This is a genomic window from Halobiforma lacisalsi AJ5 (genome assembly GCF_000226975.2).
Taxonomy (GTDB): Archaea; Halobacteriota; Halobacteria; order Halobacteriales; family Natrialbaceae; genus Natronobacterium; species Natronobacterium lacisalsi.
In genome coordinates this window covers 3,952,725-3,971,103 of sequence record NZ_CP019285.1, presented here as the reverse complement: position 1 = coordinate 3,971,103, position 18,379 = coordinate 3,952,725, and the positions used below count along the sequence as shown (strand labels likewise).

Here is an 18,379-nt window from a genome sequence, read left to right as displayed (position 1 = left end):
CCTCAGTAGCCCCCCAGTTCGGCAGCTTTCTCCAGTTCGCTGCGCAGTTGCGTCGAATCGAACTCGTGATCCGGCCGCAGTCGGACGAAATCCAGGAACCGCCGGGCCGCGAGCAGTTCCGACGGCCCGTAGACGCCGGCCGCCGCCTCGACCGCCCGTCGTGCACCGATGCGGGGCTCCAGAACGGCGAGCGCACAGGCGAGGTCGTAGGCCGTTGTCTCCGGAACGCGATCCGCGTGGACGCTCGTGGCGTCGATGAAGTAGAGTTCGCCGTCGGAAATGAGGATGTTCTCCGCGCGCAAGTCGCCGTGGGCGAGGCCGTGGTCGTGTAGCGTCGCGAGCATGTCGAACAGTTCCCCCGCCCGCTCGGCGACGACGTCGTCGGAAACCGTCCCGAACGACTCGAACTCCGGCAAGTACTCCAGAACGAGCACGCCCAGCCCGTTGATCTCGAAGGCCTCGATCGGTTGCGGGGCGTTGATGCCGATCTCGCGCATCCGCTGGGTGGCCTCGTACTCGTGTTCGACCATTTCCCGCGGTGTATCGAACCGATCGAAGAAGCCGCCGGTTCCGGCAGAGACGGCTCCGAAGTTCCGGCCGGTGGTGAGGAGGGCGTGGACGAGCGCGTTCTGCCGGGAGACGATCTTGACGAACCACTCGTCGTCGATAACACAGGGTGTCGACAGCCAGTTGTCGGCCTCGAGGAACTCGACGCGAACTGTCTCGCGGCCGTGTCGGTCCGCCAGCGTGTGGATGACCCGCTCGATGCGGTCCCACTCGACAGTGCCGCGGACGAGCTGGCGGAGATCCATACGGGAAACAGAGGCCCCTGGAGGTTAAATGCGTCTCGAACTATCGACGACGGGAGATATCTCGTGGCGGATACGAGCGCCGTAGCCTCCAGGGCTACCGACCGGCACCGATCCCGACCGCAGGAACGTCAGAACAGTATTATTTTCACCCGTGCAACGATACTGCTGATGTATGGATGCTATCGACGATCTCGGAGACGCGATCGACGTTACGCGGGACCTCCTGTTGCCCGTCCGCGTCGGACTGTGGCTCAAACTCGCGGTCGTCGCGTTCTTCGTCGGCGGAAACACGGGACTCGGTGGCGGTAGCGGCGCGCCGACCGGTGACTTCGAACCGACTGTTCAGGAACCCGGCGTCGACGCTCCCGTCGGAGAACTGCCCGACGACGTGCTTGCGATCGCCGCGATTCTGGTCGTCGCAGCGATCGTCCTGTGGCTGGTGTTTTCCCTGATCAGCGCGATCATGGAGTTCGTCTTCCTCGAGTCGCTGCGCTCCGGAGAGGTCCGGATCCGGCGGTTCGCCGGGGCGAACCTCGGCCGCGGCCTGCGGCTGTTCGGCTTCCGCCTCGTCGCCGGCCTCGTCCTGCTGGTGGTGATCGGCGTGCCGCTGGCATACGTCTTGCTCGGCGCTCCATCCCCCGAGGCGGTGATCGGCGAACTCCTCGGAATCGTCCTCCTCGGGATCGTCCTGGGGCTCGTCTACACCATCGTGATGCGCTTTACCTCCGAGTTCGTCGCGCCGGTGATGTTGCTCGAGGAGCGGGGCGTCCTCTCGGCGTGGAGCCGGTTCTGGGGTGCCCTGACGTCGAACCTCGGCGAGTACGCGGTCTACCTGGTGCTCGTCTGGATTCTCGGGATCGTCGTCAACATCGCCGCGGGCTTTCTGATCCTGTTTGCGGCGATCGTCGTCCTCATCCCGTTCGGGATCGTGGGATTCCTGTTGGTCTCGCTTGGCGACGTCGGCGTGTGGCTCGCGGCACCGGTCGTGGTACTCGCGGTGCTCGCCGTACTGCTGGTCGTCGCGATCGTCCAGATGCCGGTCCGGACGTATTTCCAGTACTATGCGCTGTTGCTGCTCGGCGACACCGATGCGGATCTCGACCTGATCCCGGAACGACGTGCCGCGGCCCGCGAGGGCGAGCGCGGGGGAACCGGCGGGGCCGGAGCCGTCAGTTCCTCGGACTCCGGTCCCGACGATGGCTCGGATCCGGGCACGCCGGACGGTCGCTGGGGTCGCGATTCCCGGGACGAGGGTTCGGTCGAGGAGACGCCGCTCTGGGATCGGGAAGACGGAGACGGTGACGAAAGCGACCGCGATAACGACGATCGCGGCTGGTAGCCGCGCTTCCCCGCCGCGGTAGCGACTCGAGTTTCTTCGTCCGACGCGATTCGACGACCGATTCTCGACGGAAAAATCGCTCGAGGGAACCACTTCGACCTGTGAACACAGCCCACGTCGAATGTTGTCGGTGCGTTTATTTTTCGGCCCGGCAAGTATTGCGTATGGACTTCGAGCTGTCCGACGAGCATCGGATGATCCAGGAGACGGTCCGAGACTTCTGTGAAACCGAAATCGAGCCGATCGCCCAGGAGATCGAGGAAGAACACCGGTTCCCGGAGGAAATCTTCGATCAACTCGCCGACCTGGACATGATGGGCGTCCCCATCTCCGAGGAGTACGGCGGCCTCGGCGGCGACACCCTCATGTACTCGCTGGTCGCCGAGGAGATCGGGCGCGTTTCGGGTTCGGTCGGGCTCTCCTACGTCGCACACATCTCGCTTGCCTCGAAGCCGATCGAACTCTTCGGCACCGAAGAGCAAAAGGAGCGATGGCTCCGGCCGCTGGCCGAGGGCGAACATATGGGCGGCTGGGCGCTGACGGAACCGGGCAGTGGCTCCGACGCCTCCGACATGGATACCACCGCGGAGAAACGGGAGGCAAGCGACTCGGAACCGGAACGGGGCAGCGTAGCCGCGGAGAAAGACGGAGACGAGTGGGTCCTCAACGGCACCAAGCAGTTCATCACGAACGCCAGCGAGGCCGGCTCGGTGCTCGTCAAGGCCGTCACCGACCCCGACGCCGGCTACGGCGGCATCTCGACGTTCATCGTCGACCCACGCGAGGACGACGGCTTCGAGGTGACGACGGTCTGGGACAAGATGGGGCTGAACGCCTCCCCCACCTGTGAAATCCAGCTCGAGAACGTCCGCTTGCCCGAAGACCGCCTCCTGGGGGAGGAAGGCGACGGCTGGGAGCAAACGAAGAAGACACTCGACGGCGGCCGGATCTCGATCGCCGCCCTCTCGACCGGGCTCGCACAGGGCGCGTACGACCACGCGAAGGAGTACAGCCAGGAGCGCGAGCAGTTCGGCCAGCCGATCTCGGAGTTCGACGCCATTCGGGACAAGCTCGTCGACATGCACCGCAAGATCGAGCGTGCCAGACTGCTGACCCACCAGGCAGCCACGACGTACGACCAGGGCGAACCCGTCACGCGGGAGTCGGCGCTGGCGAAACTCGACGCCAGCGAGGCTGCCCGCGAGGTCGCGGAGGACGCGGTCCAGGTACTCGGCGGCTACGGCTACACGACGGACTTCGCGCCCCAGCGGTTCTACCGTGACGCCAAACTCATGGAAATCGGCGAAGGGACGAGCGAGATCCAGCACCTCGTGATCGGGCGGGAACTGGGGCTGTAATCTCGCGATCCTCGAGTCGGCTCCCACTACCACTACCGCCTACGCAACCGTTTCACCCCCATCGACTCCAGGCACTCCCCGTGTTCACACTCGCCGTCGGCACCCTGCTCGTCGCGCTCGGTCTCGCCGGGGTCCGCTACGCGCCGGCGATCGTCGAGACACAGCGCCGACAGGGAATGACTCCGATCGAGGACTCGAGCATCGAAACCAGCGACCGCGTCGCGGTGACGAAGGGGGCTGGCGTCGTAATGGCGGTCGTCGGGTTCGTTCTCGTCGCGTACGGTGCGGGAATCGTGTGAGGCGTTACTACGGACGGGGGAGGGTGAGGCCGATGCCGTCGTCCTCGTCCTCGTCTTCGTCTTCGCTTCCGTCACCGTCTCCGTCACCGTCCTCGGCGTCGCTTCCGTCGTCTTCCGAGCCATCAGTGTCTTCCGTTCCGTCTTCCTCGTCGCCGTCGCTAGTCTCCTCTCGCTCCACCTCGGTCCCGTCGTCGGTTTCGTCATCGGGGTCGATCTCCTCGACGACGTTCTCCGCGAGCATGCGGACGTGCGCTTCCTCTCGAGAGCGGAGTTCCCGGGGATAGACCCCGATCGTTACGATCAGATCGTCGTCGGTCCGGACGGCCTCGGTGATGTGGAGGTCGACCTCGAGGTCGGTGCCCTCGAACTCGGCGTCCGCGGTGAATCGAGAGACAGTCGTCGACTGTCCCAGGACGGACACCGATTCCTCGCTCTCGAACGTGATGTCACTGATGTCGTCGTAGTTGCTCTCGAGCAGCTCGACGAGTTCGGCCGCGGACATCTCCTCGACAGGGTTGAACTGCCGACCCGCCAGGCCGATCTGTGGCGTCGACAGCACGGTGAAGACGGCGGCCCGCTGGTCGACCAGCGGGCCGACTTCGACCGCTTTCTCGAGTTCAGTCAGGTAGTTGCGAACCGTCACCGTCTCCGAGACGGCGTCGGGCCCGACTTCTTCCTCGACGACGAGCGGTTCGACGCCCGTCCGGTCGTATCCAGTCTCCGCGCGGGTGTCGGCCGCGACACCAGCGGGCGACGACGCGTGCTCGTCCATTCCGATCGCCCCGAGACAACCGGAGAGCGCCGCGAGACAGCCGATTCCAGCGCCTGTGATGAGGGTTCGTCGTTGCATCACGGGGGAATCTAATTTCGGTTGCCAAGTGTTTATTCATCTCAGGACGGTCCGGCACGCCGACGGAACGGGCTCGCGGTCCGCCCGCGGATCAGGCGCTCGAGTCCGACGGGTCGGAACGAGCGCCCCTGCGTCGCCGGTGGGCGAGCGTGAGCCGAAGGAGGAGAAGGTACCCGATCCCCGCGAGCGCGACAGCGACGAGCAGGTTGCCGACGATCAGTTGCCGGACGGCCGTGCGGGCTGTCTCGGACGAGATATCACTCGAGAGGAGCGGTACCGTCCCGAGCACGGTCCCCCCGACCTGGTAGCTCGCGACGTAGACGACTGGTTTGACGAACGGGTTGAGGACGGCGACTGACGCGAAGATGGCGGGCTTGCTGATCCACGGCCAGAGGGAGACGAACACGAAGAACAGCCCGACGCCGATCCCGCCGGTCGGCAACGTCGTAACGAAAACGCCGATAGAGAAACTGGCCGCGACCTGACGCGGCGTGTGGTCGGTCCGGAACGCCTGCGTCAGCATCCTGCGTGCCCGATCACGGTAGGTCCCGAGCCGATCCCGTAGCATTCGGACTCTGTCCGTCGGTCCGTAGCGAGCGGCAAAAAGCTACCGAGACCGTGCCACAGGTATCACCCATCCGTCAGGTCGTCGCCTGTCAGGGGAACGAGCCCGCTTCTTCGAACGCGTCCGCAACCCGCTGGATCGCCACCACGTACGCCGCAGTCCGGGGGTTATCGAGGTCGTGGGCCTCGATCGTCTCGACGAGCGAGTCGAAGGCCTCGACGATGTGTTCCTCGAGTTCCGTGTTGACCTTCTCTTCGGACCAGTAGAACCGCTGGCGGTTCTGGACCCACTCGAAGTACGAGACCGTGACGCCGCCCGCGTTCGCCAGGATGTCCGGGACGACGAAGACGTCCTCGTCCTCGAGTACCTGGTCGGCCTCGGGCGTCAGCGGACCGTTCGCGGCCTCGGAGATGACGTCCGCCTCGACCTCGCGGGCGAGGTCGCCGTCGATCGCGTTCTCGAGCGCGGCGGGGATCAGAAGGTCGACGTCTAGCGTAAGCAGGTCCTCGTTGGTGATCTCCTCGTCGCTCCCCGGGAAGCCGACGACGCTGCCGGTCTCGTTTTTGTGCTGTTTCGCCGCGGCCGGGTCGAAGCCGTCAGGGTCGTAGATCCCACCGCTGGAGTCGCTGACGGCGACGACGGTTGCCCCCATCTCGTCGATCAGTTTCGCCGCAATCCAGCCGGCGTTCCCGTACCCCTGGACGGCGACGGTCGCGCCCTCGAGGTCCTTGTCGAGGTAGTCGAAGGCCTCGCGGGCCGCGATCACGGTCGAGCGCCCGGTCGCTTCGACCCGGCCCTCGCTGCCGCCGCTGGCGATGTTCTTGCCCGTGATGACGCCAGGCTCGGTGGTGTTTTCCAGCGTCTCGTAGGTATCCTTGATCCAGTTCATCTCCCGCTGGCCCGTGTTCACGTCGGGCGCGGGGATGTCTCGATCCTCACCGATCAGCGGTCGCAGTTCCGTCGCGAACGCGCGGGTGAGCCGCTCGAGTTCGCTCTCGGAGTACTCGCTCGGGTCGACGACGATACCGCCTTTCCCGCCGCCGTAGGGGATATCGACCACCGCACACTTGTATACCATCCAGCCGGACAGTGCCTTCACTTCGTCGCGGCTGACTGCCGGGTGGTACCGGATACCGCCCTTGTAGGGGCCGCGGTCGCCGTTGAACTGCGAGCGGAAGGCCTTGAACCGCTCGAGGTCTCCGTCGTCGCGCTCGATCGTCAGGTTCGTTTCGAGGACCCGTTCCGGATGTTTGAGCCGTTCGATCACGTCGTCGCCGATCTCGAGGTGGTTCGCAGCCTCGTCGATCTGGGACTGTAACGTCTCGAACGGATTTGCTTGTTCGCTCATTGCCCTCTCTTTCCAAGGTTATCGAAATAAGTATGACGAATGCTGGTTATAGTACATAATATACAATATAAGGTATTTTGATCGATTAATATAGTGAACGGACGGCAGGCGTTCGTGCACGGAGGTGTCTTCTGGATCGGGCAGGACGGGCTACGATACCGCTACCGCCGATCCGCTGCCTCGGCTCGGGCGACGATCCGTTCCGCCTGGGCGATCAACGGCGCGTCGATCATCTCCCCATCGACTTCGAAGACGCCTCGACCCTCCGCATCGGCCTCGCGTTTGGCCTCGAGGACGCGTTCGGCCCACTCGAGGTCGGATTCGTCGGGCGTGAACGCCTCGTTGATCGGGTCGACCTGTGCCGGGTGGATCGCGAGTTTGCCGTCGTAACCGAGCCGAACAGACCGACGAGCGTCCTCCCGGAGTCGTTCTTCGTCCTGAAAGTCGGTGACCAGCGTGTCGATCGCCGTACAGTCGTGGGCAGCGGCTGCGAGGACGACCCGCTGGCGCGCGTAACTCAGTTCCGAGCGATCGTCCGAGACCGTCGCCCCGACGTCCGCCGAGAGGTCCTCCGCGCCGAACGCCACCGCGTCGGTGGCAGGGTGAGCCGCGATTTCCGACGCCGTAAGGACGCCGGCCGCGCTCTCGATCAGCGCGAGAACGGGCAGCGAGACACCGTGGCCCTCGAGGACCGACTCGAGTCGATCGACGTCCTCGGCCGAGTTGGCCTTCGGGAGCATCACACTGTCTATCGTGAGCTCCGTGCCGTCCGCGAACAGAGCCTCGAGGTCGTCCTCGATCACGTCGAGTGTTGCGTTGACCCGGACACAGACCTCGCAGTCGGGGTCGAACTCGGGATCGGCGAGGACGTCGCGGACGGCCTCACGGGCCTCGTCCTTCCGGGCGGGGGCGACGGCGTCCTCGAGGTCGAAGACGATCACGTCGGCTCCCGCGCGGGGAGCCTTCCGGAGCATTTCTGGACGATCACCGGGCGTGAACAGTACGCTTCTGCGGACCATACGTCGTATCGACGGGCCACGAATATAGAAATGGCCGTCAGCGACCGGAACCGGAGTATACGAGACCCGAATGTTCGGCGGACGTTACTCCGTGTAGATGGTAACTCACGGTATCCTCTCGAACGTGGTCTCCTCCGATATCCCCTCACTGGTCCCCCGTGGGGGAAGACGGGACAGGTCCCTCCGATATCCCCTCGAACGTGCCTCGAGATGCAAGGGACGAGATGCCTGGGGTAAGGGACACCCCTCGTTCAGAGTGAAAACCGGATCGGCGAGGGAGGGGGTTCGGCCGACTATTTCGACTGGGTCCGATTCGCCGGAGAGCGCTGGCGACGAACTGGTTTCGTTTTCACTCTGAATAGGGGGTGTGTGGTTTGGACTAGCAAGGAAGGTGGATCACGGCTGCCGTCTCCCACCCTTCGTTCAGAGTGAAAACGCTCTCGAGAGGGGATCGGTCTCTCGAGACGGACTCGATCGGAGACCGGGGAGATTTGAAGAGCTGTTGTGGTTACGTTGGAGTGGATTCCCAATCGACTCTCTCATTCACTATCTAGATCTAGAACTAGCTAGATAAGAATAAGATATTGTTGCTGTATTAGTAAAATATAAGAATTATCTAGAGGCGTCCCGGATGTTGTATGGGGATCGAACCCACACTTACGATCGCTCCCGGACCGCGGAATTCGGTCGAAGAGGAACGGTCTCTCTCGAGATTCTCGAGGAGTGACTCTTCTTCCGGAGTGTTAGAAGATCACGCAGACGGCACGAAGACGGTACCGGGCTGGTGTCGACGGCGCGTGATACTTCGGTAATCGTCTCGTGGGCGGTCCACCGTCGCGTTCGGACCACCGCTTTCGAAACCGCTTTCACTCTGAACGAGGGGTGCGGGGGCCGCGGCTAGTGGAGGAGCAATTCAGTCTGCATTCGGGGGGACGGAACGGATCGGAGGAGGCTCCGAGACGATGCGTGTAAAAACGTCTACCTCGAGGATATCAGTCTGAACTACCTTCCATACTTTTATTAGGTCGCTCTTCGAGCACGGAGATATGGCTGACCAGGCAGGGGACCCGTTGTTCCAATCACACGATCCGATCTTCAATCGGAAGGAACTCCTCCACGTCGGTCACGTCCCCGATGAGGATCGGATCGTCGGTCGGGACGACGAGATCCAGTCCGTCGCCGCGGAGGTCGGGGCCATCACTCGGGGGGATCCGCCGAACAACGTGATGATCTACGGCAAAACGGGAACCGGAAAGAGTCTTATCTCCCGTCACGTCGCGACACGGGCACAGGACGCCGCCCGCAGCAACGACATCGACTGCGGCGTGCTCTACGTCGACTGCTCCGAGGCGAACACGGAAACCCGCGCGACACGGCAGATGGCGCTCAGTCTGAAAGACCAGACCGGCTACGACGACAACATCCCGGTTCGGGGCGTGGGAACGATGGAGTACTACCAGCACATCTGGGACATCCTCGAGGGTTTTTTCGATGCCACCATCGTCATCCTCGACGAGATCGACAAACTCGACAATAGTAACATTCTGATGCAACTCTCCCGGGCCCGCGAGGCACGGAAGACCGACGCCTACATCGGTGTCATCGGCATCAGTAACAAGGTCAAGTACCGGGAGACGCTGGACGAACGCATCGACAGCAGCTTCGGCCATCGCGAACTCTTCTTTCACCCCTACGACGCCTCCCAGCTCCGGGAGATCATGCGAAACCGCGAGGACGCGTTCCAGCCCGGCGTACTGGAAGACGGCACGATCGAACTCTGTGCCGCGCTGGCCGCGAAGAAACACGGCGACGCTCGCAAGGCGATCGAGATCCTGAAGGAGGCCGGCGAACTCGCCCGTCGGACCGGCTCCGAGAACGTCTCGGAGAGCCACATCCAGCAGGCCCAGGAGGTCGCCGAGATCAACCGGATCGAGGAACTCACGAGCGGCGCGACCGTCCACGCGAAACTCGCCCTGTACGCGCTGGCGAGCCGGATCATCACCGGGGATCGGGAGACGTACAAGACTCGCGAGATCTACGAGCGCTACGTCAGCATCTGCGAACTCGTTGCGACGGATCCGATCACCGAGAACGGGCTCTACCGCCAACTCAAGGAACAGGCCTTCCTCGGCGTCATCGAATCCGAAAAGACCGGCGGCGGCCGCTCACAGGGAAGTTACCTCCTCCACAGGCTCGTCACGGATCCCAAACACATCGTGAAAGCCGTTCGACGGGACGCCTCGCTCGAGGAACTTCCGACCTACGATCAACTGGCCGACAGCGCCACCGGTGCGCGCGACCGGGACGTCGACCTCTCCACGTTTTCGTGAGTCTCGAGCGATGGTCCCGACGGGACTGTCCTGACCCCTGAAACCGATTTCACTCTGAACGAGGGGTGTGGGTGTGAGTGTGAGTGTGAGTGTGAGTGTGGATGTGGATGTGGATGTGGATGTGAACCGACCCACGCGTCATGCGGTGAGGACGCGTCTGTCACCGCTCGACGTGCAGATCCGTTCCGAAAAACCGGACAACCGGGATCCGACGACGGCTGATTACGGCCAGAGACCGCGTGACTCGTGGGCCTCTGCGATCCGCGACAGGGCGACGATGTACGTCGCGTCCCGCCAGGTGACGTCGCGGTTCTCGAACTCCTCGCAGACCGCGTTCCAGGCTCGGAGCATCTCCGTCTCGAGTTCCTCGTTGACCCGCTCGAGTCGCCAGGAGCGGCGGTTGATGTCCTGGAGCCACTCGAAGTAGGAGACGGTGACCCCGCCCGCGTTCGCGAGGATATCGGGAATGACCGGAATCTCCCGCTCCTCGAAGATCTGATCGGCCGTCGAGGTGGTCGGCCCGTTCGCGCCCTCGACGATCATGTCGGCGTTGACGTCGCGGGCGTTCTCGCCGGTGAGGACGTTCCCGATCGCGGCGGGGATCAGGATGTCGACGTCAAGCGTGAGCAGTTCCTCGTTCGACAGGCTCTGTGGGGCGTCGTAACCCGAGACCATTCCGGGGGTCTCGTCGTGGTCCTCGACGTCGTTGGTGTCGAGACCGTCGGGATCGTAGATCGCGCCGTCGACGTCGGAAACGGCGACGATCGACGCGCCGAGGTCGTCGAGATAGCGGGCGGCGTTCGCGCCGACGCTACCGAACCCTTGGACGGCGACGGTGGTCTCCTCGGGATCCCAGCCGTAGAACTTCATCGCCTCGCGGGTGATGATGCCGACGCTTCGGCCCGGGGCCTCTTCGCGGCCGTAGGAACCGCCGACGACTGGCGGCTTCCCCGTGACGACGCCGGGCTCGGTTTGACCCTCCTGCATCGAGTAGGCGTCCATGAACCACGCCATCGTCTGGGGGTCGGTACCCATGTCGGGCGCAGGAATGTCCTTCATCGGTCCAATGACCGGACGCAACTCCTCGGCGAACCGGCGGGTGAGCCGTTCTTTCTCCTCGGCGCTCAACTCCTTCGGGTTGACGACGACCCCGCCTTTCGCCCCGCCAAAGGGGAGGTCCATGACGGCACACTTCCAGGTCATCCACATCGAGAGGCCGACGCACTCGTCCTCGGTGACGTCGGGGTGATAGCGGAGGCCGCCCTTGAACGGACCGCGGACGCTGTCGTGGTGGGCTCGATACCCGGTGAACATCTCCGTAGTCCCGTCGTCGCGCTCGACCGGGATCGTCACCCGATAGACGTCCTTCGGGTACCGCAGTCGCTCGACGGTCCCTTCGTCGACGTCGAGGTGGGCGGCGGCCCGTTCGAGTTGACGACGGGCTGTCTCGACGGCGCTTTCCTCCGCGTTCGCCTTCGTTGGTTCGTCAGATCCTGTCATAGTCGGCTTCAGGTCCCTCGGTTCGAAGCGAGCGACGGACGCCCGTCCGGTCCGCTTCGACGCGTCGGGGTTCCCTGTTGCCTGAGTTTTCCGACGGCCGCTCTTAACCCTTGTCAATGCTCTCGGTTTCATGCAATACTTGCAGCTTGCCGGGTTGAGATGCTGACTACGGGATTCGGGAGACTGGGAACGGAACGGAACGGAACGACACGCGGCCCGTCGAACACCACGTTTTTGTAGCGTTTGATCGACCGTGAACGTATATGTCCGGACTCTACTACGAGGAGTTCGAAGTCGGCGAGACGATCGAACACGAGCGGACGCGGACGATCAGCGAGAGCGACAACCAGCGGTTCTGTGATATGACGATGAACCAGCAGCCGCTACATCTGGATGCCGAGTTCGCCGAGGACACCCAGTTCGGCGAGCGACTGGTCAACGGACTCTATACGATGTCGCTGGCGGTCGGCATCTCGATTCCGGAGACGACCGACGGAACGATCGTTGCGAACCTCTCGTACGACAACGTTGAACATCCACACCCCGTTTTCCACGGGGATACGATCCGGGTCCAGTCTACGGTCACGGACAAACGGGAGACCAGCGACGGCGAGCGGGGCGTCGTCACCATGCACGTCGAAGCGTTCAACCAGAACGACGAACTCGTCTGTGAGTTCGACCGGACGGTGTTGTCGCTCAAGCGCTCGCACGCGGAGTCATAGTTACGAAGACAAAACCAACCGACCGACGGTTCGTGAATTCAGGTGGATAATTGGGCGACCATAGCGAACACCCACTTCTTATCGCCCGTATGCGTCACCTACCGATCTCCAGCCGACTATCTCTGGGCCATAACGGAGCCTTTCGAAAAGGTACAGAATAAATCACTGTGAATTTCTCAGCCGTTTGGAAACCCATTTATGAGAGTTCGTTGGACCACGGATAATGACAGTGGAAGACGCGCAAATAGGGGGAGCAGAATCTACGGCCAATTCGCGGGGACGACGCGGGATGTGGGGACAGCGCGAGGAGGACACGCCGGTGTACGCCGTCGTTTCCGCCGTGGCCGACGTAACTGGGGACGATCCCTGTGATCTTCCGCCGCTTGCACGCGTAATCGATCCGGACGCACTAAACGCCCTTTTTTCGTCGGACTCCGCTTCGGACGATACCGTCGTTCGGTTCCAGTACGTCGGGCATACGGTCGTCGTAACGGGGGCGGGTGACGTCGAAATCCTGACGGAAGCCGAGAAAGAGGAGTAACCCCCTTCGCGGACGAGAGTTCTCGAGGAGACTCGATTCGCGTCGTCTCCAGGGAGCGGACCGTTCACACGACGGTCGCGATCAGTGCCAGGTTGAGCATCGTGGCGACGGTCCACGGAAGCGCGAGCCCCGCAGGGACGATCGATCGATACGGCCGCGGAAGCAGCGGCCGACACGCCAACCCGACACCGACGGCGGCAGCCTTTAGCGCGAGCATCCCCCCCAGCCCGTAGCCGTCGATCGCGCTGTTCGCGACGGGATTCGATTCGGTCAGTCCGAGATGGAGGCCGACGAACGTCGTCGCGATGTCGCCGACCAGCGAGAGCGCGACCAGCACCCAGAGTCCGCGCTCGAGTCGGGCCGGCGTCACTGCGATCTCGACGGGCCGCTCGAGGCGCAAACGGGCGTCCGCGCCGTCGGAACTCATAGGCTCCCCGCCGGAATCGAACCGAAACGAGACTGTTGCCATCGGGAGCGTGCGGGAGGACCGCACGCGCCGCTTCCAGCAGACCGGGCATTGTTATGTGAGCCGTATCGACGGCTAATCGGCCGCTACTCGCAGTAACGTCGTCGTACGTCAGTGGATGGCCGTTTCTGGGGACTGGAGGAACAGTCGACGGGAGAAGAACGATCGCTTCGGCCCGTACTCTCGCGGGTGTGTCTCGGGCTCGAGTCGCCGGTCAGAGGATCGTACCGTGTTTTTTGTCCGGGAGCGACTTCTCGACGTCCTCGTAGAAGGCGAACCGGCCAGCCAGTTCCTCGCGGAGCGTGCTGGGCGGAACGATCTCGTCGATGACGACCTCGCTGGCCATCCGGTGGATGTCGATGTCCTCGCGGTACTCCTCGCGGAGTTCCTGTTCCGTGCGCTCGCGTTCCTCGGGGTCGTCGATCTGTGAGAGCTTGCGGGCGTAGACGGCGTTGATCGCCGCCTCGGGGCCCATGATCGCAATCTCGCCGCTCGGCAGGCCGATGACGCTCTCGGGTTCGTAGGCCGGGCCGCCCATCGCGTAGATGCCCGCGCCGTAGGCCTTGCGGACGACGACGGTCTGCTGGGGGACCGTCGCCGACGAGGTGGCGTAGATGAACTTCTTGCCCTGCTCTAAGATACCCTCCTTCTCGACCTGGGAGCCGGCCATGAAGCCGGGGGTGTCACAGAGATAGAGGATCGGGATGTTGAACGCGTCGGACTTCCAGATGAACTCGGCGGCCTTCTCGGCGGCGTCGGGGAAGATCGCTCCGGCGCGGTGGGCGGGCTGGTTGGCGACGATGCCGACGGGTCGGCCGTCGATCCGGGCGTAGGCCGTGATGATCTCCTTGCCGAAGTCGGGCCGGAGTTCGAAGAACGAGCCGTCGTCGATCACCCGATCGATGAGGTCTTTCATGTCGTACCCCTCGTTGGGGTGGTCGGGGACGACGGAGTCGATCCCGGCCGGCGAGCGTGCTGGCGGTCGGGTTTCCGTCTTGGGCGGCTTCTCGTCGGCGTTATCGGGCAGGTACGTGATTAGCTGGGCCACGAGTTCGCGTGCGTGTTCCTCGTCTTTCGCGACGAGATCGGCCGATCCCGACTCTCGCGTGTGTACCTGCGGGCCGCCGAGTTCCTCGAGGTCGATGTCCTCGCCCGTGACCATCTGGACCATCCGCGGGGAAGCGATGGCCATCGCAGAAACGTCCTCGACCATAATCGTGAAGTCGGCGAAGACGGGCGTGTAGGCCGCGCCGGCGATACAGGGGCCGTAGAGCACGCAGATCTGTGGCACCCGACCGGAGAGCATCGAGTGGTTGTAGTAGTACTTCCCGATCCCCTCGCGGTTGGCGAAGAAGCCGGTCTGCTGGTCGATCCGGCCGCCGGAGGAGTCCATCAGGTAGAGCACGGGCTGGCCGGTCTTCAGCGCTCGCTGTTGCATTCGCAGGAACTTCTCGACGCCCTTGGCAGCCATGCTGCCGCGTTTGACCGTGTAGTCGTTGGCCATGAAGTGGACGTCGCGACCCTCGAACTCGGCAGCGCCGGTGATCATCCCGTCCGCGGGCAGGCGGTCGTCGGTGTCCTCGCCGACGCCGCTCTCGTGCCAGTCGTCGAAGGCGGCGAACTTGCCGTCCTCGAAGAGGAACTCGCTGCCCTCGCCGCCGAACCACAGTTCGAGGCGATCCCGGACGAACAGCTTGTCCTCGAGGCCCTCGCGGTACTTCTCGGGGCCACCCTCGAGGATGTCGGCGATCTCCTCGCGCAGTTTCCGTTCGCGCTCGGTCGGCCCGAGGTCGTCGTGGGCCGCGCCGTCGGCGGCCGCCACGGGCGAAGGTGCGCCCCTGCCGGAACCGGCGGCGCTCGCGAGTTCGTGGACGGCTTTCGGCTCCTCGTCGTCGCCGACGTACACTTCGACCGTGTCTCCGACGTGTTCGGCCATCGCGGCCGCGATCGCCGAGGCTTCCTCGTCGGTCGCCCCTGGCGCGATACGGACTTTCATACCCTCCCGTGTGCGGGGACATCTAAAAAATCCAGCGCGATTTTTCTGTGATCGTCCCGCGTCCAGGGACGTTCCCGAACGTACGATGGACTCGAGCGACGGGAGCGGGTGGTTTCACCGGTGATGGGGACCGCGGGACGCGGGACGCAGGACGCGGGACGCAGGACGCGGGACGCAGGACGTGGGACGCGGGACGCGGGACGCAGGTCGTGGGACGCGGAACACTGAGGTTTGTGGCGATCCCGCTGTCAGATCCGTGGCGATCCCGCTGTCGGAACCCTCTCTAACTACCAACCGGAATCGCTTGCCCGCGTCGATCACGAACGAGAGAAATGGAAAAGAACGGTGGCCGTGCCGAACGTGTGCCATCCTCCGAGACGTTCGCCGCGAGGCGAACGCGGAGGCTGCGTCGCGCGTCGGGAGGATCGCGCGATCAGGTGTGTCGTGGTCGGAGTCGTGGTGTGGTCGTCTCCGCGGTCACCAACACGGAGACAGACGGATCTTTCCGGGGGGACAACACCAACGCTTGCGTTCAGTCGTTCAGTCATTAAGTCCGGGTGGCGGTGAGGGAAAAGGGGAGTTGCCCCCGCCAGTCGGGCTACGGCAGATGCAGGCACAATCGCTATTTCGCGGTTGCCCGGTAGTTACGATAGTCATCGGACCGCCCCGTGTACGTGAACATTAGCTTTCCCCGAACGGGGTGCAGCGGTAATCGACACCGGTACCGGCGATATGGTAGGCGAACGTAGCGACCGATCCCGTCAGTCCCTCGAGTCGCCTCGAGAGCGGGCCAACGGGGGGATAGACCGTCGCGCATTCCTCCGGACGGCCGTTAGCGGCGGGTTCGCCCTGGGGGTGGCCCACGTCCTCGGCGCGGACGACTTCCTCGCTGCCGGGGACGGCGAGGTGCGGATCGTCACCGCGCTGGTCCGTACCGATCCCGAGGATCCGTTCTCGATCGAGGAGCGGGTCCGTCACGTCCCGGCCGACTGGCACGCGGCCGTCGAGAAGGCCTTCGAACTCAACGAGTTGCTCGCCCGGGTCGGGTTCACGGGATATCTCGGCAGCGCGGTCGTCCCCGGGGACTACGACAGCGGCACCGCCACGGTCTCGATCGGCGTCTCGAGCGAGGGGGCGACGATTCCGGAGGCGATCCGCGAGTTCGCAGACGACGTTTCGATCAACACGGAGACGATCATCGATGTCGACGACGTGGAGGTCCGCCCGGAGTCGGCCCGGCCGCGCATCCTCGATACCGCGGCGGAGGGCGCACCCGCCGGGGTCGCCTGCGAGACACCCTCGAGTCTGGCGACGCTCGGGCCGGCGCTGCACTACCCGCCGGAGGAGCGCTCGTTCTTCGTGACGGCCGAACACGCCTACGAAGGGATGCCGGAGCCGGTCGGCGAGCCACTATCGCTGCCGATCCGGGGAGCCAAAGGGATCGAACTGGGGAGAGTCGCTCGGGCGCACCCGGTCGCCGACGTGGCTGTCGTCGAGCCGAACGGTCCGGTCGCGCCGGCGAGCTGGATCGACGCGCCCACGCCGGCTCGCGTTCGTGGCCAGCTCACGAAGTACGGGCTCGCCGACCTGCTCGCGCGAGAGGAACGGCTCGAGAAGGTCGGGGCGCTGACCGGCCACACGACCGGCCGGATACAGGGGATCGACGCGGTGACCTGCTTTACGGACGACTTCTGTCGCCGCGGCCAGATCCGCTGGGGCGGCGAGATGGACCTCACGGACGGCGACAGCGGCTCGGTGAGCTACTACGCCGATCCGGAAGGGGACGACGAGGACGTCCTCGTCGCCGGCTTCAACAACGCACGGACCTGGTGGCCGGGACAGAGCTATGTCTGGGGCATCAGCGCGTATCGACTGACCGAGAAACACGGCTATCACTTCTGAGGGAACGGCGATGACAACGGAAGACGAGCGCCGACCGCGACCGGACGACGACCGAACGAGCCGTGGACGGCTCCGGGCCGTTACGAGCGCCGGGCTTCGAGTGCTCGCCGACCTGTTGATCCTTTCGCTGTGGGTGCTTGCGCTTACCCTCGCGTTCCTCGCGTTCGGGTGGCCGCGCTGGGCGTTTTACGGGACGCTCCTGCTCGGCGTCGGCGTCTACGTGTCGATCACGAGCGGCTGGTGGGAATCGGCGGCTGCCGACGGCGGAGCGTAACGAAGCGTAACGGAGCGTTCCCCAATTCCCGAGCCCAAGGACTCAAGGAGCGTACTGATGGCCACGACTCATCGATCGTCCGGGATTCGCGTGTGGGCGCCGATCAGGGCGCGCTCGAGGTCGAAGCCGCTGATCCTGGCCCCTTCGTCGACGATGGTGTCGCGCACGCTCGTCGACTCGAGGTCCGCGTCCGGGAAGATCACCGAGCGTTCGACGTCGGCGTGGACGAGGGTCGCGTCCGCCATCACGTGGACGTCGTCGCCGACAGTGCTCTCCCGAACGGTCGCCGACCCGGCCACCTGTGAGTCTCCGTCGAGGTACCAGGAGACGGCGTCGAGGTAACTCTCCCGGGTGCCGATGTCGAACCACGCGTCGTCGAAGACGTAGGCGTAGGTCGGCTCCCGTTCCCGAAGCCACTGGACGAACCAGCCGGGCTCGTCCGGGTCGTTTCCCGCCTCGAGGTACGGGGAGAACAGCGACAGCGTCTCCCCGGGGAACGCGTAGCAACCGATCGAGACGAGCGTACTCTCCGGTTCGTCCGGTTTCTCCTGGAAGTCGACGACGCGCTCGCCATCCAGATCGACCACGCCGTACGACGTCGCCCGGTCCCGGGAGCCGACGTCGTGGGCGGCGATCACCGGCCCGTCCCGTCGGTCGAAATAGTCGAGGAACTCTTCGAGGGCGAAATCGAAGAGGTTGTCCCCTGCGATCACCAGCAGATCCCCGTCGATCCCTTCGCGATCGATCAACTGCGCGAGCGCGCCGACGACGCCGAGTTTCTCGTCCTCGCGCGTCGTCTCCTCGACGGACAGCCGCGGTTTGTCGTACGGGCCGTCAGCGAGGTGGGCCGCGAAATCGGGGGCGAACCGCTCGTTCGTACTCACGTAGACCTCGTCGATCCGATCGAGACCCTCGAGTTCGGCGTAGATCCGATCGAGGACGGTCGTTTCCCCGAGCGGCAGGAACATCTTGGGGCGGTGCCTCGTGATCAGCCACAGCCGGGTCGCGTACCCGCCGGCGAGGACGACGGCGGTGGTAGTCGTAGTGGCTCCGTTCAT

General features: G+C 64.3%; 17 protein-coding genes. 8 read left to right on the top strand and 9 right to left on the bottom strand.

Going from position 1 to position 18,379, the window contains the following annotated elements:
• Positions 1–2 precede the first annotated feature (2 nt).
• Positions 3–812, bottom strand: a complete 810-nt coding sequence (locus CHINAEXTREME_RS19330) for an RIO1 family regulatory kinase/ATPase domain-containing protein (RefSeq protein ID WP_007140586.1) — start codon at positions 810–812, stop codon at positions 3–5.
• 172 nt (positions 813–984) lie between these two features.
• Here CHINAEXTREME_RS19330 and CHINAEXTREME_RS19325 point away from each other — a divergent pair, with 172 nt between their 5' ends.
• The 3 genes from CHINAEXTREME_RS19325 to CHINAEXTREME_RS19315 all read left to right on the top strand — a co-directional run bounded on the left by CHINAEXTREME_RS19325 (position 985) and on the right by CHINAEXTREME_RS19315 (position 3,808).
• Complete coding sequence (locus CHINAEXTREME_RS19325; RefSeq protein WP_010546700.1) at positions 985–2,151, top strand: DUF7544 domain-containing protein; 1,167 nt, start codon at positions 985–987, stop codon at positions 2,149–2,151.
• Positions 2,152–2,315: 164 nt separating this feature from the next.
• Positions 2,316–3,509: an acyl-CoA dehydrogenase family protein gene (locus CHINAEXTREME_RS19320; protein ID WP_007140588.1), complete on the top strand. Its 1,194-nt coding sequence runs from the start codon at positions 2,316–2,318 to the stop codon at positions 3,507–3,509.
• Positions 3,510–3,589: 80 nt separating this feature from the next.
• Positions 3,590–3,808, top strand: a complete 219-nt coding sequence (locus CHINAEXTREME_RS19315) for a hypothetical protein (RefSeq protein ID WP_007140589.1) — start codon at positions 3,590–3,592, stop codon at positions 3,806–3,808.
• A 7-nt stretch (positions 3,809–3,815) separates the two neighbouring features.
• Here CHINAEXTREME_RS19315 and CHINAEXTREME_RS19310 read toward each other — a convergent pair whose 3' ends face one another.
• From CHINAEXTREME_RS19310 to CHINAEXTREME_RS19295, 4 genes are all read right to left on the bottom strand, one after another.
• Positions 3,816–4,658 (bottom strand): DUF6517 family protein, encoded by an 843-nt coding sequence (locus CHINAEXTREME_RS19310; RefSeq protein ID WP_007140590.1) that lies wholly within the window; start codon positions 4,656–4,658, stop codon positions 3,816–3,818.
• Between the two features lie 91 nt (positions 4,659–4,749).
• Positions 4,750–5,226 (bottom strand): DUF2062 domain-containing protein, encoded by a 477-nt coding sequence (locus tag CHINAEXTREME_RS19305; protein WP_007140591.1) that lies wholly within the window; start codon positions 5,224–5,226, stop codon positions 4,750–4,752.
• 88 nt (positions 5,227–5,314) lie between these two features.
• Entirely contained in the window at positions 5,315–6,571 is a 1,257-nt protein-coding gene (locus tag CHINAEXTREME_RS19300) for a Glu/Leu/Phe/Val family dehydrogenase (RefSeq protein ID WP_007140592.1), read from the bottom strand.
• Between the two features lie 161 nt (positions 6,572–6,732).
• A complete protein-coding gene (locus CHINAEXTREME_RS19295; RefSeq protein WP_044961823.1) occupies positions 6,733–7,590 on the bottom strand; it encodes an HpcH/HpaI aldolase/citrate lyase family protein in 858 nt (285 codons plus the stop codon).
• A 1,046-nt stretch (positions 7,591–8,636) separates the two neighbouring features.
• Between CHINAEXTREME_RS19295 and CHINAEXTREME_RS19290 the strand changes: the two genes are divergently transcribed.
• Positions 8,637–9,920 carry a Cdc6/Cdc18 family protein gene (locus CHINAEXTREME_RS19290; protein ID WP_007140594.1) on the top strand — a complete coding sequence of 428 codons (1,284 nt, stop codon included), beginning with the start codon at positions 8,637–8,639 and terminating at the stop codon, positions 9,918–9,920.
• Between the two features lie 222 nt (positions 9,921–10,142).
• On the opposite strand, the gene gdhB is transcribed toward CHINAEXTREME_RS19290, so the two are convergent.
• Positions 10,143–11,420, bottom strand: a complete 1,278-nt coding sequence (gene gdhB / locus CHINAEXTREME_RS19285; protein WP_007140595.1) for a glutamate dehydrogenase GdhB — start codon at positions 11,418–11,420, stop codon at positions 10,143–10,145.
• A 263-nt stretch (positions 11,421–11,683) separates the two neighbouring features.
• Here gdhB and CHINAEXTREME_RS19280 point away from each other — a divergent pair, with 263 nt between their 5' ends.
• Positions 11,684–12,142 carry a MaoC family dehydratase gene (locus tag CHINAEXTREME_RS19280; RefSeq protein ID WP_007140596.1) on the top strand — a complete coding sequence of 153 codons (459 nt, stop codon included), beginning with the start codon at positions 11,684–11,686 and terminating at the stop codon, positions 12,140–12,142.
• A 223-nt stretch (positions 12,143–12,365) separates the two neighbouring features.
• Positions 12,366–12,683 (top strand): HalOD1 output domain-containing protein, encoded by a 318-nt coding sequence (locus CHINAEXTREME_RS19275; RefSeq protein WP_029601599.1) that lies wholly within the window; start codon positions 12,366–12,368, stop codon positions 12,681–12,683.
• Between the two features lie 64 nt (positions 12,684–12,747).
• Here CHINAEXTREME_RS19275 and CHINAEXTREME_RS19270 read toward each other — a convergent pair whose 3' ends face one another.
• Together CHINAEXTREME_RS19270 and CHINAEXTREME_RS19265 are read right to left on the bottom strand one after the other, a co-directional pair.
• Entirely contained in the window at positions 12,748–13,110 is a 363-nt protein-coding gene (locus tag CHINAEXTREME_RS19270) for a DUF5658 family protein (protein WP_007140598.1), read from the bottom strand.
• Positions 13,111–13,363: 253 nt separating this feature from the next.
• Positions 13,364–15,145 carry an acyl-CoA carboxylase subunit beta gene (locus tag CHINAEXTREME_RS19265; RefSeq protein ID WP_007140599.1) on the bottom strand — a complete coding sequence of 594 codons (1,782 nt, stop codon included), beginning with the start codon at positions 15,143–15,145 and terminating at the stop codon, positions 13,364–13,366.
• Positions 15,146–15,877: 732 nt separating this feature from the next.
• Here CHINAEXTREME_RS19265 and CHINAEXTREME_RS19260 point away from each other — a divergent pair.
• Positions 15,878–17,047 carry a hypothetical protein gene (locus tag CHINAEXTREME_RS19260; RefSeq protein ID WP_007140600.1) on the top strand — a complete coding sequence of 390 codons (1,170 nt, stop codon included), beginning with the start codon at positions 15,878–15,880 and terminating at the stop codon, positions 17,045–17,047.
• A gap of 10 nt (positions 17,048–17,057) precedes the next feature.
• On the top strand, positions 17,058–17,321 hold the full coding sequence (locus CHINAEXTREME_RS19255) for a hypothetical protein (RefSeq protein ID WP_007140601.1): 264 nt from the start codon (positions 17,058–17,060) through the stop codon (positions 17,319–17,321).
• A gap of 68 nt (positions 17,322–17,389) precedes the next feature.
• Here CHINAEXTREME_RS19255 and CHINAEXTREME_RS19250 read toward each other — a convergent pair whose 3' ends face one another.
• Positions 17,390–18,379, bottom strand: coding sequence for a sugar phosphate nucleotidyltransferase (locus CHINAEXTREME_RS19250; protein ID WP_007140602.1), 990 nt, complete (start codon positions 18,377–18,379; stop codon positions 17,390–17,392).

What these genes read in the sequence shown, in the direction of transcription:
- CHINAEXTREME_RS19330 (WP_007140586.1), bottom strand. Translation starts at nt 812, where the DNA reads ATGGATCTCCGCCAGCTCGTCCGCGGCACTGTCGAGTGGGACCGCATC.
- CHINAEXTREME_RS19325 (WP_010546700.1), top strand. Translation starts at nt 985, where the DNA reads ATGGATGCTATCGACGATCTCGGAGACGCGATCGACGTTACGCGGGAC.
- CHINAEXTREME_RS19320 (WP_007140588.1), top strand. Translation starts at nt 2,316, where the DNA reads ATGGACTTCGAGCTGTCCGACGAGCATCGGATGATCCAGGAGACGGTC.
- CHINAEXTREME_RS19310 (WP_007140590.1), bottom strand. Translation starts at nt 4,658, where the DNA reads ATGCAACGACGAACCCTCATCACAGGCGCTGGAATCGGCTGTCTCGCG.
- CHINAEXTREME_RS19305 (WP_007140591.1), bottom strand. Translation starts at nt 5,226, where the DNA reads ATGCTACGGGATCGGCTCGGGACCTACCGTGATCGGGCACGCAGGATG.
- CHINAEXTREME_RS19300 (WP_007140592.1), bottom strand. Translation starts at nt 6,571, where the DNA reads ATGAGCGAACAAGCAAATCCGTTCGAGACGTTACAGTCCCAGATCGAC.
- CHINAEXTREME_RS19295 (WP_044961823.1), bottom strand. Translation starts at nt 7,590, where the DNA reads ATGGTCCGCAGAAGCGTACTGTTCACGCCCGGTGATCGTCCAGAAATG.
- CHINAEXTREME_RS19290 (WP_007140594.1), top strand. Translation starts at nt 8,637, where the DNA reads ATGGCTGACCAGGCAGGGGACCCGTTGTTCCAATCACACGATCCGATC.
- gdhB (WP_007140595.1), bottom strand. Translation starts at nt 11,420, where the DNA reads ATGACAGGATCTGACGAACCAACGAAGGCGAACGCGGAGGAAAGCGCC.
- CHINAEXTREME_RS19280 (WP_007140596.1), top strand. Translation starts at nt 11,684, where the DNA reads ATGTCCGGACTCTACTACGAGGAGTTCGAAGTCGGCGAGACGATCGAA.
- CHINAEXTREME_RS19275 (WP_029601599.1), top strand. Translation starts at nt 12,366, where the DNA reads ATGACAGTGGAAGACGCGCAAATAGGGGGAGCAGAATCTACGGCCAAT.
- CHINAEXTREME_RS19270 (WP_007140598.1), bottom strand. Translation starts at nt 13,110, where the DNA reads ATGAGTTCCGACGGCGCGGACGCCCGTTTGCGCCTCGAGCGGCCCGTC.
- CHINAEXTREME_RS19265 (WP_007140599.1), bottom strand. Translation starts at nt 15,145, where the DNA reads ATGAAAGTCCGTATCGCGCCAGGGGCGACCGACGAGGAAGCCTCGGCG.
- CHINAEXTREME_RS19260 (WP_007140600.1), top strand. Translation starts at nt 15,878, where the DNA reads ATGGTAGGCGAACGTAGCGACCGATCCCGTCAGTCCCTCGAGTCGCCT.
- CHINAEXTREME_RS19255 (WP_007140601.1), top strand. Translation starts at nt 17,058, where the DNA reads ATGACAACGGAAGACGAGCGCCGACCGCGACCGGACGACGACCGAACG.
- CHINAEXTREME_RS19250 (WP_007140602.1), bottom strand. Translation starts at nt 18,379, where the DNA reads ATGAACGGAGCCACTACGACTACCACCGCCGTCGTCCTCGCCGGCGGG.